Origin of the sequence: Nocardioides bigeumensis (assembly GCF_039531755.1) — a bacterium.
In the GTDB taxonomy this organism is placed as follows: domain Bacteria; phylum Actinomycetota; class Actinomycetes; order Propionibacteriales; family Nocardioidaceae; genus Nocardioides; species Nocardioides bigeumensis.
In genome coordinates this window covers 225,587-237,883 of sequence record NZ_BAAAQQ010000013.1, presented here as the reverse complement: position 1 = coordinate 237,883, position 12,297 = coordinate 225,587, and the positions used below count along the sequence as shown (strand labels likewise).

Here is a 12,297-nt window from a genome sequence, read left to right as displayed (position 1 = left end):
CAGCCCCTGCGGACGTCAGGCGCCGGCGTCTCGGCGTTGCTCCTCGCTGAAGTCGGTGAGGTGCCGCGCTGCCGCGGGTGCTGCCCCGGTGGCGACGGCGTGCCGGTACTTGCCGATGTTGCCGCTCATCGCCGCGATCGACTCCTTGGCCCGGCCGCGGCTGTAGGTCATCGACTTGCCGGCGGCGAAGCCCATCTTCAGCCCTTCCTCGATCGCGTCCTGGTCGGCGCCGAGATAGAGGAACTGCCAGCCGTAGTCGCGGGTCTGCTGCTCGATGAGGGCCTTGATGCGCGGGTGGTCCCACTCGCGCGAGGCGTTCTCGTAGCCGTCGGTCATCACGCCGACGATCACACTGCCGGGGCGTTGGTCCTCGGGCAGCGCGGCGAGCCGTTCGCCCGCGTCGACGACCAGCCTGCCGAGGGCGTCGAGGAGTGCAGTGCTGCCACGGGGCTGGAGCTCGAGCGGGGGTACGTCGGCGAGGTCGCGGTCGGCGTACACCTCCTCGTAGCGGTCGTCGAACTGCGCCAGCGTGACCCGGCATCGTCCGGCACCGGTGGTGCTGTGGGCGCGTTGCTCCTCTATGAAGGCGTCGAAGCCGCCCGTCGTGTCGGTGCGGATCGACTGCATCGAGCCGGAGCGGTCGAGCAGGAAGTACAGGTGGGTGAGTCCAGCGTCGGTCATCGGGATGCTCCTTCGGTCAGGCGTCGTCCCGGGAGGACGGACGGCGCGCGCGGAACCGCAGTGGTGCCGCGGGCTTGGGTGGGGTGGCGGGGGGTGACGCGGCCGAAGCGGGCTGGTGCCGGCCCTGCTCGAGGTCGTAGAGCGCCCGCTCGACGCCCTTGGCGGTGACCCGGCCGTTCTCGGCGGAGTAGGCGCCGAGGTCGCGCGTGCGCGCCAGCCGCGGCCCGACGGCGTTCTCCGACAGTCCGGCGAGGGCGCCGGCGGTACGGATGGTCGCGCCCTCCTCGAGGATCGTCGCGGCCATCGCCGCGTCGATCGCCGCCGACACGTGCTCGGCGGCCAGGCGCAGCTGCGGGAGTGCGGCCGACGCGACGGTGGGGTCGACCTGGTCGAGAGCCCGACGCGCGTGGTCGACCGAGCGGGCGAGCGGGTCGTCGGCCTGGGTGGTCACGACGCCAGTGTGCCGCATAAACTGCGGTGGTTCAAGAACTGCGGCAGCGCATCTGATGCGCGGGGGATACTGTGCGCATGGCGTCGCCTGGATCCTCCGAGCGCGCGGACCGGGGCGCCCCCGCCCTGGTCGCAGGTGTCTGTGGCGTCGTGCTCGTGCTCGGCGGGGTGCTGGTCCTCCTGGGCTGGTGGGGGGAGTCCGCCCTCTTGGTCCAGCTGCACCCAGGACTGCCGGCGATGCGCGCCAACGCGGCGGTGGTCCTCGTGCTGGTCGGGCTGGGCATCCTTGCGGGTCGGCAGGGGTGGTGGTCCCTCGCCGCGTTCCTGGCCGTGCTCTCCGCCGTGCTGCCCGCCTTCGACATCATCGACTGGGCACTGGGTCGCGACATCGGGGCGGACCTGTTCCTCTTCCAGGAGCAACAGGCGCACTTCGACGAAGGGGTGGCCGAGCCCGGTCGCCTCCCGATCGGCGCGGCGGTGAACCTGCTCTGCCTGTCCGTCGGGATCGGCGCGCTCCGGACCAGCCCGCGCGTGGCGCACACCGCGACGCTCGCGGCAGGGCTGATGGCGCTGCTCGGGTTCTCCGCCACGCTCTACGACTCCAGCGCCGTGCCGCAGCTCGAGGGCTCTCCCGGCGTCTCCCTGCACGGCGCCGCCCTGTCGTTGGTGGCAGCGGTGGGGATCCTCGCCCTGCAGCCGCGCATGGGGCTCGCGGGGGTGCTCGGGGAGCCGGGACGCATCGGGAGGATGTTGCGCCAGTCCACCGGCATCGCCGTCGTGCTTCCCCTCCTGGTGAGCCTCGTCGGCATGGCGGGCATCCGCGCCGGGCGGTACGACGCCACCTTCGCGGTCGGCCTCGTCTCGACCGCGTGGACCGCTGTGCTGATCGCGCTCATCTGGTGGGGTGGGCTGCGCACCATCCCGGTCGAGCGGGAGGGTGACCGGTCTCGCGGCGAGGCCAGCGCCGGCCGCGACCGTCTCGCGCTGCTGGCGGAGGTGTCGAGCGAGTTCGCCGCCACCCCCGACCTGTCGGAGACCCTCGACCGGGTGACGGGTCGCATCGCCAGCAGTCTCGACGCGGGCTGTGCGGTGCGGCTGGTGGATCCGACCGGCCGGTTCCTGGAGCCTGTGGCCGTCCATCACCCGGACCCGTCTCGGCAGGCCGCCCTGAACACGCTGCTCGACCGGGTCATCCGCGTCGACGAGGGACTGAGCGGCCACGTGGTCACCCGATCGTTGCCGGGGCTTCTCGCGGCCGACACGCACCGCGCCGACGTGCTGGTCAAGGACCCTGAGCTGCGCGCCGCCTTGGATGAGTACGGGCGCCCGAGCGCCCTGGTGGCGTCGCTCCGTGTCGGCGGTCAGGTGCTGGGCGCCATCACGGTCCTGCGCGACGAGGACCAGACCCCGTTGGACGAGGCCGACCTGGACCTCGTCGTCGGGCTCGCCGACCGCGCCGCACAGGCCATCCACAACGCCCTGCTGGTGGGTGAGCAGTCGCGCCAGGACGCATCCTTCGCCCAGTTCGCCGCCGACGCGCTGGTCACCCACAGTCCCGGCGTGCTCCGGGCCATGGCCGTGCGGCACCTCGCCGAGGCTCTCCAGGCGCGGCACGCGGTGCTGATCGAGCCCGACGGCGACGAGCTGCTGCCGACCGTGCTGCGTGTCACGGCCGCCACCGAGCGCGACGACCGCCTGGCCATGCCGATCGGTGCACCCGTGGCGGCGGCGATGCCCCTGCGGGTGCTCCGCACCGGCGAGCCGTATGTCTGCGACGACATGCGCGACGACGTCAGCCCCGAGATGGCCGTCCTGGCCGATGTGCTCGGCAGCGATAGCGGCCTCGCCGTGGCGGTGCCTGGCCGCGAAGGCCCTCGGGGGGTGCTGACCGTGGTCGCCGTCGGCCGGGCCAGGTTCAGTGACGACGAGGTCGACCTCGCCCGCGCCTTCGCGGGACTGCTGTCGGGTGCCCTGCAGCGCATGGACGCCGAGCTCTCGCTGACCCAGGTCGCCGAGGAACGGCGCGCCCTCCTCGATCGCCTGGTGTCGGCGCAGGAGGACGAGCGGGCCCGGATCGCCGACGGGGTGCACCAGGACCAGGTCCAGGTCATCGCCGCGGCGGACCTGCGGCTGGGGATCCTCGCGCGCCGCGCGGGCGAGCTCGACGAGGCTCTGGCCGAGGACCTCACGTTCGCGAGGGATGCCGTCAGCGGCGCGGCCGAACGCCTCCGCGCACTCCTCTTCGAGCTGGAGCCGCCGGACCCGACGGCGAGTCTCGACGACGCGGTGTCCGAGGCGGCGGCGTACCTCCTCGAGCCCGTGGGCACCTCCTGGACCGTGGAGTCGACGTCGACCGCGCGCCTCGACCAGAGCCACCTGACCACGGCGTACCGGATCGCGAAGGAGGCGCTGGCCAACGCGGGGCGGCATGCCCGTGCGGACCGGGTCGAGGTGACGATCAGCGACGTCGACGACGGTGTGTCGGTGCAGGTGCGCGACGACGGCGTCGGCATGGCAGAGGTGCCGCTGCGCAGCGCGGCCGGTCACCTCGGGATGAGCAGCATCCGCGACTGGGTCGAGGTGGCCGGCGGCCGCCTCGACATCGTCAGCGCTCCCGGCGAGGGCACGGTCGTCGACTTCTGGCTGCCCCAGGACTGAGCCCGGCAACTAGTGCTCAAGTACTAATCAGGACGGCGCCTGGAGGTGATCCGGGGCGTCTTGACACTCGGTCAGGATTGCTACGCCGGCTTGGTCACCCCCCGGGCCCAGCAGGCCAAGCGCCGCTCTGATTCATGGGTACTAGTCGGAGCGGCGTTCACCGGCGTCACGTCGTGGGTTCCCGAGGCCCGTGACATGACAAGGGGACCGATCGGAGCAGAGTTCATCCCCTGGTTCCGGTCGGTCCCCGCCGCCGCGGTAGGAGAGCCGACGTAGGCGGAGGAGGGATATGGGAAGCGGCGAGGCTGACGCGAGGCCACCGCAGGTCCGGGTGCTGGTGGTCGACGACCACGCCCTCGTGCGCGACAGTCTGCGTCGCGCACTCGGTGCCGAGCCTGACCTCGACGCTGTCGGGACCACCGGCACCCTTGCCGGCGCCGCAGAGCTGATCCACACGCTGCGTCCCGACGTCGTCCTCCTCGACAACGCCCTGCCCGACGGCCGCGGCGCCCACGCCGTCGACGAGCTCGTCGCGCGTCATCGTGAAGCCGCGGTCGTGCTGCTCACGGCGACGCTCTCGCTGGGCGTCGCCCGTGCCGCCGTCACCCACGGCGCGGCCGGGGTGGTCACCAAGACCCGAGGCGTGGAGCCCGTGCTCGACGCGGTGCGAGCTGCGGCGCGCGGCGACGCAGCCGTCGCGCCCGAGCTTCTGCAGCGCCTCCTCGGGCGCGCGTCCCGGCCCGCGCAGGCCCTACCTCCGGGGACCGACAAGTACGCCGCGGTCGACCTCGATCTCCTGGCGCGTCTCGCCGCGGGGGCCACCCTGCGCGACGCCGCGATCGCGCGTGACCTCGCCGACGACGAGGTGCACGCGCTGGTCGCCCGCGCCGCGGTCGCGCTCGGCGGTCGTTCGACGCTGGAGACGCTCACCCGGGCGGCCGAGGCAGGACTGCTCGTCGCGTCCTGAGCGGCGGACCGGCCCGACCCGAGGCCGCTGTCCGTTCAGCGGGCCGGCGGTAGCATGCAGTGGCCGGGACGACGGGGGGAACATGAGCGGCGAGCCCGAGGGCGCAATCGCAGTCTTGGTGGTCGACGACCACCAAGTGCTGGCGGACAGCCTGGTGCGCGTGCTCAGCGCCGAGACCGACATCCACCCCGTCGGGGTCGCCCCCGACCTGGCCCGGGCCCGGGCCATGGTGGTCCACCACCGCCCCGACGTCGTCCTGCTCGACCACACGCTCCCCGACGGCGAGGGAGCCGACGCCGTACGCCCCCTCCTCGAGGCCAACCCCGGCATGGCCGTGGTGATGCTGACCGCCAGCACGTCCGACCGTGTCCTGGGTGCGGCCATGGAGGCGGGCGCAGCGGGCTTCATCTCCAAGACGAGCGGTCTCAGCGAGCTGGTCACGGCGGTGCGGGCGGCGGCGCGCGGCGACGCCGTGGTCAGCCCGCAGCTGCTCAGCCGGCTGCTCGTGCGGATGCGTCGCGAGGCGCAGGGTGTCGGCCACGACCTGACCGATCGTGAACGCGAGATCCTGCAGCTCCTCTCCAAGGGGCTGACCAACGTGGCGATCTCCGGGCAGCTCTTCCTGAGCGTGCACACCGTGCGCAACCACATCGCGAACCTCTCGGCCAAGCTCGGCGCCCACTCCAAGCTGGAGGCGCTCGCCATCGCGGTGCGCGAGGGCCTGGTCGAGCCGCCCCGCTAGGAGGCGAAGCCGGGCAGCGACTCCTCGAGGATCTCGCGGAACGGCGCCCGCGCGCCCAGCTGGCTCAGCACGCCGATGCCCCCGAGCCAGGTGCGGTGGATGAGCAGGTACGACGGCGGGAGGTTGAGCTTGGTCGCCATCGTGAAGGTCGGCTCCTTGGGGTTGTTGAGCCGCTCGAACTGCCCGCGCATCCACTCCCGCGAGAACTGGAAGCTGTCCACGCGGGTGGGCTCGGCGAAGGGCGCGAGGTAGTCGAGCACCAGCTGCGGGTCGACGCGGATGCCGGGCTTGATGAAGCCCTCCTGTCGCAGCCCTTCGGCGAGCGTGTCCGGGTCGTTCTCGGCGGCGATGCGCAGCAGCGCGCCCATCGCTGTCGGGAGGCTGCCCCCGGGCAGCCGCGCCACGGCCCCGAAGTCGAGCACGCCCAGCCGTCCGGGGCTGCCGTCCTCTGCGGGGAGCAGGCGGAAGTTGCCGGGGTGCGGGTCCGCATGCAGCATGCCTGTGCGGGCCGGCCCGGAGAAGAGGAAGCGCACCAACAGCTCGCCGTAGTGGTCGCGCTCGTCCTGGGTCCCGTCGGTGATGAGCGACGCGAGGGACGCGGGGCTCTCCATCCACTCGCTGACCAGCACGGTCTTGCCGACCGCGATCACCTTCGGCACCACGATCTGGGGGTCCCCGTCGAAAGCCTCCGCGAAGGCGCTCTGCGCCTCCGCCTCCAGGTGGTAGTCGAGCTCGTCGGCCGCCCGCGCCTGCAGCTCGTCGACGAGAGGGACGACGTCGATGCCGGGGAACACAGGGGCGATGCCCTTGGCGATGCGCGCGAGCTGACGCAGGTCCCCCAGCAGCGCGTCGCCGGCGCCGGGGTACTGCACCTTCACGGCCACCTCGCGGCCGTCGTGCCAGCGCCCCTTGTGCACCTGACCGATCGACGCGGCCGCCGTCGGGCCGCCATCGAGCTGCACCAGCCGCTTGCGCCAGTCCTGGCCGAGGTCCTTGGCGATCTGGTCGCGCACCGTCTGCGTCAGCATCGGGGGAGCGGAGTCCTGGAGCGCGGTCAGGTGCGCACGGTACGGCGCCGCCACCTCGTCCGGCAGCGCCGCCTCGAGCACCGAGAGCGCCTGGCCGAACTTCATCGCGCCGCCCTTGAGCTCGCCGAGCGTCCGGAAGAGCTGCTCGGCGGTGCGCTGCTGCAGCTCGGTCATCACGGCCTCGCCCGGCCGGCCCGCGAGCCGCTTCCCGAGGCCCATCGCGCTGCGCCCGGCGTACCCCAACGGGAGCGCCGCCAGGCGTGCCGTGCGCGCGACGGCCTTGCGGGGTAGCTCGGTCATGTGTCCAGTGTCCCAGGCGGGGAAACCGGCTGGTGACCACCAGCGAGGTCGAGCGCGTCGGCCCGATCACCACCGCCGAGCCCGGCACGACCGACCGGTCTCGACTGCGCTCGACCACCGGTTGTCGAGCAGCTCGACCACGGGTGGTCGAGCAGCGAGCCTGCGAGCGATGAGTCGAGACCACGAGTGGACCGGACCAGCCCGGGGTGGGCGCGATCAGCCAGGACCGAGGAGTCCGGACGCATCGGTGGGATCGGCGCCCTCCTTCAGCTCCACGAAGAGCACGTGGGTCTCGCTGTCGCCGATGTTCTCGCCGTGGTGCTCCTGCGCGTCGAGCCAGGCCGTCGTACCGGCGGCGAGCTCGACGTCGCGCGACGCGTCACCCGAGACGAGTCGGCGTCGGAAGGACGACAGCGTGTGCATCACGCTGTCGGGGTGCCGGTGGGGAGTGGTCACGTCGCCGGGTTGGTCGCGGTACTCCAGCACGCGCACGCGGTCGTTCTCGAAGACCACGCGGTAGTGGTCCGGGTTGGTCTCCACAGGGTCCATCGTCATCTCTCGCGCTCCTTCAGATAGGTGTCCGGGACCGGGCCGAGCACGATCATCCCGTGCGCCTCGGCGATCCGGTCGAGCTCTTCGTTGGTCGGGCGGCCCTCCGTCCCGGCCAGTGCAAGCCCCTCGAAGAGCCGACCATCGCGGCGGGTGCCTCGAGCACGCAGAACGGCTCGGCCGCGCCGCGGTGCACGTGCAACGGCGGCCCGAAGCCGGGAGGTTCCTCTTCAGCCGACGTTCCCGCTGTCGGGCCACGCGCAGACGCAGACCTTGTTGCCGGCGCGGTCGGCGAAGATGTGGGTGTCGGCGTCGGTGCGCTCGACGATCCGGCCACCCGCTGCGACGGCGGCGTCAACCCGAGCCTGCAGGTGCTCCTTCGCCACCGACACGTCGACGTGCATCGCGTGCCGCAGCGACCTGCCCGGGTCGAGGTCCTGCATCCACACCGTGGAGCTGTGCGCGAGCGGGTCGACGCCGTTGTCGTCGGCCATCGGGTCGTAGCCGAGCACGGCCCGCCAGAACGGCAGGTCGATCTCGTCGGGCTTGGCGGCGACAGCGAGCTGCACCTCCTGCACCCGCCCCCGGTCAGCCGCCGCACCGTGCTCCCGAGCCACCGCCGAGATCGCCCGCGCCAGGTCGACGTGCTCGGTCTCGATGCCCCACAGCTCGCGCGTCATCCGGACGGTCAGCAAGGTGCCCGAGATCGTCAGCGCCGCCCGCGACCCCTCGAGCCCGGGTACGGCGGCGACGAGCCCGGCCAGCCGCGCGGCGGCGACCATCGACCCGGCGTCGTACACCGCGACCGGCCCGCCGTGCAGCACCACCCAGTCGTCGACGCCGTCCGCAGCCAGGAACTCCCGCCACCCCTGCTCGCTCACGCTCCCAGGATGTCAGGGTGACCGTGGGCGGACCAGGCGCCTACTTGATCTCGCGGACCTCCTGGGGCCACCCGCACCCCACGGCGATCTTGCCCGCCCACCTGCGCGCGGTGGCCTCGTCGGGGACGTCGACGATGGTGATCCCGCCGAGGTACTCCTTGGACTCCGTGTAGGGCCCGTCCATGATCACCAGCTCGCCGCTGGTGTCGTCGGCGTGGAACGCCTTGTCGAGCTCCTCGACCAGCCCTCCGGCGAAGACGTAGTGCCCCGCCTCCTTGATCTCCTCGATCACGGCTCTGCTGGGGGCGACGCGGGTGCCGTACCACTCGGCCGGGTGGTCGCCGACCCATTGCTGCTGGAAGTAGATCGCGTACTTGGTCATGTGCACTCCTCGTCGTCCGAACGGGAACGGGGCAGCCCGGACGGCCACCCTCCACCATGTCCACGAACGAGACCAGTCGGATACGACAGTCCGGCGGGACATTTCTGGCGGATAGGGTCCCCGTCCATGGACATGCTGCGCAGCGCACAGATCGCCGAGGCCGACCTGACCGACTGGCGCAAGCTCGCCCAGGGGCTGCACGCGCGCTACCTCGTCGACGACTTCGGCGCCGGCGTCCGGTTCCTCGCCGCGGTGGGCGAGGCGGGCGACGCGCTCGGCCACCACCCGAGCGTGTCCATGGGCGAGGGGTACGTCGACCTGAAGCTGGTCACTGACGACGCCATCTACCGCGACGACGACGGCACCGAGTACGTCGTCCAGTGGCCGACCCAGCAGGACGTCGACCTCGCGCGCCGCATCACCGAGATCGCCTCGGACCACGAGCTCGCCGCTGACCCGGCCTCGGTCAGCGACATCGAGCTCGGCCTCGACACGGCCAGCTCAGCGACGATCGCCCCGGTGTGGGCCGCCCTGCTGACCGGGAGCGCCGACTCCCAGGGTCACGGCAGCCCCAGCGACGAGATCCGGGACGCCACGCGCCGGGTGCCGAACCTGTGGTTCGGCGACGCCGGGGAGCACGGCGGCTCAGGTTTCCACGTCGAGGTCTACGTGGCCCCCGAGGCGGCCGGGCAGCGGATCGCCGCAGCCGTCGCGGCCGGCGGGACCGTCGTCGACGACAGCGACGGGCCTTCGCTCGTCGTGGTCGCCGACCAGGACGGCAACCGGGGCATCGTCTGCTACGACGCCTCCGCTGCGAGGACGGACTGACGGCGGGGGCCTAGTGCCGCTTCGAGTGGGTCACACCTCGCAAGCGGCGATCGCGTCCGGGATGGCTGCTTCGAGGGCACCGAAGTCCAGGTGCGAGATCGCCTTGTTGCCGCCGGTGGGTCCGGCCATCAGCCCGTGCGCGTTGATCATGGTGCTGGTCGAGACGCCGACGGCGTCGGCCAGGACCTCGGCTCCTGCCGGGCAGAAACCCTCCATGGCGGCGATCGCGCCGAACGACACGAAGCCGCTCGAGTTCGCGCGGCCGGCGTTCGCCTTCGGGTTCGGGTTGTCGAAGTAGCAGAAGTGCGCACTGGCCGTTGTGGCGGTCAGCACGACGGCTGACACAGCTCCGGCGGTCACGGTGAACAGACGACGGGCAAACATCGATCCCCCTACTTTGGTTGCTATTGGTGCGCATAGCCAAGGCGGCGCACTTGGGGGCGTCAAGTGCCTCGGCGGGTGGCCTAGGCCGCACTGGACATGTCGGCCGGAGGACCCGTTCGGGCTGCGCTCAGCGGGAGAAGAGGGCCCTGTTCTCCTCGATCCACGCGATCTCGACAAGTTCCTCTTTCTCGACGTCTCCCTCGGCGACCCACGTCTTCTGAGGCTCCTGCCCTTGGCCGGCGAGGAACCGGACGTGCTCGTTGGTGGACCGGATGCGTCGGATGACGGCGTCGGCGACGTCGAAGTCGGCCGGGATCCCATACGCATCGAGGAAGCCCTCGATGCGCGCGCGCCGATCGGGGACCTCCGGGAAGTGGTGCCACTCAATGACTGCCTGGTCGTCCCGGATCGGCGCGAACCACCGAAGGGCGTACGCCACGTCGCTGAGTCTTGGCGCGGGATGCAGGAAATCCCAGTCGATGAGCGCGACCGCCTCTCCCTCCCGCCACACGAAGTTCCAGGGGCCGGGATCGCCGTTGACGAAGACGTCGCCTTCCTCGGCCTCCGGTGCGGCGAAGACGGCGTCGTCGGGTGGGGCCCAGTCAGCGGAGGCGTCGTGAATACGCCTCAGGAGGAGCGCCGCCGAACGCAAACCCCGATCGTCGTGCTGGTGCTTCCACGCGTCGCCGCCGCTGTCGCCATCGATGAAGCGAAGCGTCTCGGTCTCCCCGTCCAGCGACACCGGTTCGGGAACGCAGTCCATGCCCTTCGCACGGAGGTGTCGAAGGAACGAGTGCACGGTCCGGGTGTGGCGCCCCGCCGGACGAGTGACCGTCTCGGCCGTCAGCTCGATCGGGCGGAACTGCTCGTTCACCTCTGCCGCTCGGCTACGTACTTCCTCGTCGGTCACGCTGGAACGCTTGCACGAGCCCGGACGAGGCACCATCGAGTTTCGCGCAACCGCCTGTTCACGGACGGCGTCGTGGGTGAGGCCTATCGCGGAACGGGGACGCCCGTCTTGGCGTGGCAGCGGTAGCCGTTGGGGTTCTTGTGGAGGTACTGCTGGTGGTGGTCCTCGGCGTAGTAGTACGTCGTCGACGACAGCGGGGCGATCTCGGTGGTGATCTCGTCGAAGCCGCGGCGGGCCAGCTCCTCGCCGTAGATCTTCGTGATCTCCTGCGCGACCTGCTCCTGCTCGGGCGTCGTGAAGTAGATGGCCGAGCGGTACTGCGTGCCGACGTCGTTGCCCTGCCGCATGCCCTGCGTCGGGTCGTGGACCTCGAAGAAGATGCGGACCAGGTCGGCGTACGACACCACGGCCGGGTCGTAGACGACGCGCACGGCCTCGGTGTGGCCCGTGCGGCCAGTGCAGACCTCTTCGTACGACGGGTGCGGGGTGGTGCCGCCGGCGTACCCCACCGAGGTCGACCAGACGCCCGGCTGCTGCCAGAGGATCTCCTCGGCGCCCCAGAAGCAGCCGAGGCCGAAGACCGCGACCTCGTAGCCCTCGGGCACCTCGTCGGTGACCAGCGGCGCGTCGAGCACCAGGTGCCGGTCGGCCAGACGGACCCAGGGCTCGGACCGACCGGGGAGTGCCTCCTCGGGAGTCACCACGCTCATCACCTTCGGACGCCAGAAGCTCATGCGACAAGTCTCCCAGAACGCTCAAGTGCCGCGAATGTCCAGACCATGCTGTCGGGGAGTCCTGACAGGCCGGATGCTGGGCGCCTCAGATGTCGAGCGGAAGGACGGATCACACATGTCGCGACTCATGGGAACCCCTCACCGCTGGCGGACTGCCGGCGCCGGGCTCGTCGCCGGAATGCTGGTCGGCGTGACCGCTGCGGTGGTCGTGCCCGCGATCGCCGCGGAGGACGTGATCCACGCGGCGACGAGCTGGAAGAAGGTCTGGAAGAAGCATCTGCGCAAGTACGCGGACAAGCGCTACTACACGAAGAGCCAGTCGGACGAGCGGTACGCCGCGGCCGGATCCAGCTACTCGGTGGCGCAGTCGGACGCGCGGTACTACACGAAGGCCGAGATCGACGCCAGGCTCGCGTCGCTCGTGAACTCGGTGTCGGCCTACGCCGATGGCGCCCAGAACATCACGCTGACCGACGAGGTCGTGGTGCGCTCGGTGAGCCTGGTCGCGCCCGCCGACGGGAAGGTCATCGTGACCTCGAGCGGCTACTTCGTGAACGAGAACGGCGGGCCCACGACCTTGCGATGCAAGATCTCCACCGGGACGACGATCGAGCCCGACCGGACGTTCCTCCAGTTCGCGCAGTTCCCGGGCGCAGGCGGCAGCGAGGTGATCGGCGGCACGCGGGGCTTCGACGTGACCAAGGGATCGCTGCTCACCGTGAACCTCGTGTGCGACCAGTTCATCGGCGCAGGCTCGGTGCGGGACACCGCCCTGACCGCCGTCTTCGCGCCCTCGTAGAGTC

At 71.4% G+C, this 12,297-nt stretch carries 14 protein-coding genes; 5 read left to right on the top strand and 9 right to left on the bottom strand.

Going from position 1 to position 12,297, the window contains the following annotated elements:
- Positions 1–15: 15 nt before the first annotated feature.
- Together ABD295_RS15445 and ABD295_RS15440 are read right to left on the bottom strand one after the other, a co-directional pair.
- Positions 16–681, bottom strand: coding sequence for a vWA domain-containing protein (locus ABD295_RS15445; RefSeq protein WP_344304682.1), 666 nt, complete (start codon positions 679–681; stop codon positions 16–18).
- Positions 682–697: 16 nt separating this feature from the next.
- Positions 698–1,132, bottom strand: coding sequence for a hypothetical protein (locus ABD295_RS15440; protein WP_344304681.1), 435 nt, complete (start codon positions 1,130–1,132; stop codon positions 698–700).
- A gap of 77 nt (positions 1,133–1,209) precedes the next feature.
- On the opposite strand from ABD295_RS15440, the gene ABD295_RS15435 reads away from it, so the two are divergent.
- The 3 genes from ABD295_RS15435 to ABD295_RS15425 all read left to right on the top strand — a co-directional run bounded on the left by ABD295_RS15435 (position 1,210) and on the right by ABD295_RS15425 (position 5,498).
- A complete protein-coding gene (locus ABD295_RS15435; protein WP_344304680.1) occupies positions 1,210–3,789 on the top strand; it encodes a sensor histidine kinase in 2,580 nt (859 codons plus the stop codon).
- Positions 3,790–4,078: 289 nt separating this feature from the next.
- Positions 4,079–4,756, top strand: a complete 678-nt coding sequence (locus ABD295_RS15430) for a response regulator (RefSeq protein ID WP_344304679.1) — start codon at positions 4,079–4,081, stop codon at positions 4,754–4,756.
- An 82-nt stretch (positions 4,757–4,838) separates the two neighbouring features.
- Positions 4,839–5,498: a response regulator gene (locus ABD295_RS15425; protein WP_344304678.1), complete on the top strand. Its 660-nt coding sequence runs from the start codon at positions 4,839–4,841 to the stop codon at positions 5,496–5,498.
- Here ABD295_RS15425 and ABD295_RS15420 read toward each other — a convergent pair.
- The 4 genes from ABD295_RS15420 to ABD295_RS15405 form a co-directional block, all read right to left on the bottom strand.
- On the bottom strand, positions 5,495–6,826 hold the full coding sequence (locus tag ABD295_RS15420) for an ABC1 kinase family protein (protein WP_344304677.1): 1,332 nt from the start codon (positions 6,824–6,826) through the stop codon (positions 5,495–5,497). The genes ABD295_RS15425 and ABD295_RS15420 overlap by 4 nt on opposite strands.
- 216 nt (positions 6,827–7,042) lie before the next feature.
- Positions 7,043–7,381 (bottom strand): cupin domain-containing protein, encoded by a 339-nt coding sequence (locus ABD295_RS15415; RefSeq protein WP_344304676.1) that lies wholly within the window; start codon positions 7,379–7,381, stop codon positions 7,043–7,045.
- Positions 7,382–7,605: 224 nt separating this feature from the next.
- The gene (locus tag ABD295_RS15410; RefSeq protein WP_344304675.1) at positions 7,606–8,256 is read right to left on the bottom strand and encodes a VOC family protein; all 651 of its coding nucleotides are present in this window, start codon (positions 8,254–8,256) and stop codon (positions 7,606–7,608) included.
- A gap of 40 nt (positions 8,257–8,296) precedes the next feature.
- Positions 8,297–8,638 carry a YciI family protein gene (locus ABD295_RS15405; RefSeq protein ID WP_344304673.1) on the bottom strand — a complete coding sequence of 114 codons (342 nt, stop codon included), beginning with the start codon at positions 8,636–8,638 and terminating at the stop codon, positions 8,297–8,299.
- Positions 8,639–8,764: 126 nt separating this feature from the next.
- Between ABD295_RS15405 and ABD295_RS15400 the strand changes: the two genes are divergently transcribed.
- Complete coding sequence (locus ABD295_RS15400; RefSeq protein WP_344304672.1) at positions 8,765–9,466, top strand: 4a-hydroxytetrahydrobiopterin dehydratase; 702 nt, start codon at positions 8,765–8,767, stop codon at positions 9,464–9,466.
- A 30-nt stretch (positions 9,467–9,496) separates the two neighbouring features.
- Here the strand turns inward: ABD295_RS15400 and ABD295_RS15395 are convergent, their stop codons facing one another.
- The 3 genes from ABD295_RS15395 to msrA all read right to left on the bottom strand — a co-directional run bounded on the left by ABD295_RS15395 (position 9,497) and on the right by msrA (position 11,494).
- Positions 9,497–9,826, bottom strand: a complete 330-nt coding sequence (locus ABD295_RS15395) for a hypothetical protein (RefSeq protein ID WP_344304670.1) — start codon at positions 9,824–9,826, stop codon at positions 9,497–9,499.
- A gap of 151 nt (positions 9,827–9,977) precedes the next feature.
- A complete protein-coding gene (locus tag ABD295_RS15390) occupies positions 9,978–10,592 on the bottom strand; it encodes a phosphotransferase (protein WP_344304669.1) in 615 nt (204 codons plus the stop codon).
- 251 nt (positions 10,593–10,843) lie between these two features.
- Positions 10,844–11,494 (bottom strand): peptide-methionine (S)-S-oxide reductase MsrA, encoded by a 651-nt coding sequence (gene msrA, locus ABD295_RS15385; protein ID WP_344304668.1) that lies wholly within the window; start codon positions 11,492–11,494, stop codon positions 10,844–10,846.
- A gap of 115 nt (positions 11,495–11,609) precedes the next feature.
- Between msrA and ABD295_RS15380 the strand changes: the two genes are divergently transcribed.
- Positions 11,610–12,293: a hypothetical protein gene (locus tag ABD295_RS15380; RefSeq protein ID WP_344304667.1), complete on the top strand. Its 684-nt coding sequence runs from the start codon at positions 11,610–11,612 to the stop codon at positions 12,291–12,293.
- Positions 12,294–12,297: the final 4 nt, after the last annotated feature.

Coding starts and splice junctions, on each gene's coding strand:
- ABD295_RS15445 (WP_344304682.1), bottom strand. CDS start 681: ATGACCGACGCTGGACTCACCCACCTGTACTTCCTGCTCGACCGCTCC.
- ABD295_RS15435 (WP_344304680.1), top strand. CDS start 1,210: ATGGCGTCGCCTGGATCCTCCGAGCGCGCGGACCGGGGCGCCCCCGCC.
- ABD295_RS15430 (WP_344304679.1), top strand. CDS start 4,079: ATGGGAAGCGGCGAGGCTGACGCGAGGCCACCGCAGGTCCGGGTGCTG.
- ABD295_RS15425 (WP_344304678.1), top strand. CDS start 4,839: ATGAGCGGCGAGCCCGAGGGCGCAATCGCAGTCTTGGTGGTCGACGAC.
- ABD295_RS15420 (WP_344304677.1), bottom strand. CDS start 6,826: ATGACCGAGCTACCCCGCAAGGCCGTCGCGCGCACGGCACGCCTGGCG.
- ABD295_RS15415 (WP_344304676.1), bottom strand. CDS start 7,381: ATGACGATGGACCCTGTGGAGACCAACCCGGACCACTACCGCGTGGTC.
- ABD295_RS15405 (WP_344304673.1), bottom strand. CDS start 8,638: ATGACCAAGTACGCGATCTACTTCCAGCAGCAATGGGTCGGCGACCAC.
- ABD295_RS15400 (WP_344304672.1), top strand. CDS start 8,765: ATGGACATGCTGCGCAGCGCACAGATCGCCGAGGCCGACCTGACCGAC.
- msrA (WP_344304668.1), bottom strand. CDS start 11,494: ATGAGCTTCTGGCGTCCGAAGGTGATGAGCGTGGTGACTCCCGAGGAG.
- ABD295_RS15380 (WP_344304667.1), top strand. CDS start 11,610: ATGTCGCGACTCATGGGAACCCCTCACCGCTGGCGGACTGCCGGCGCC.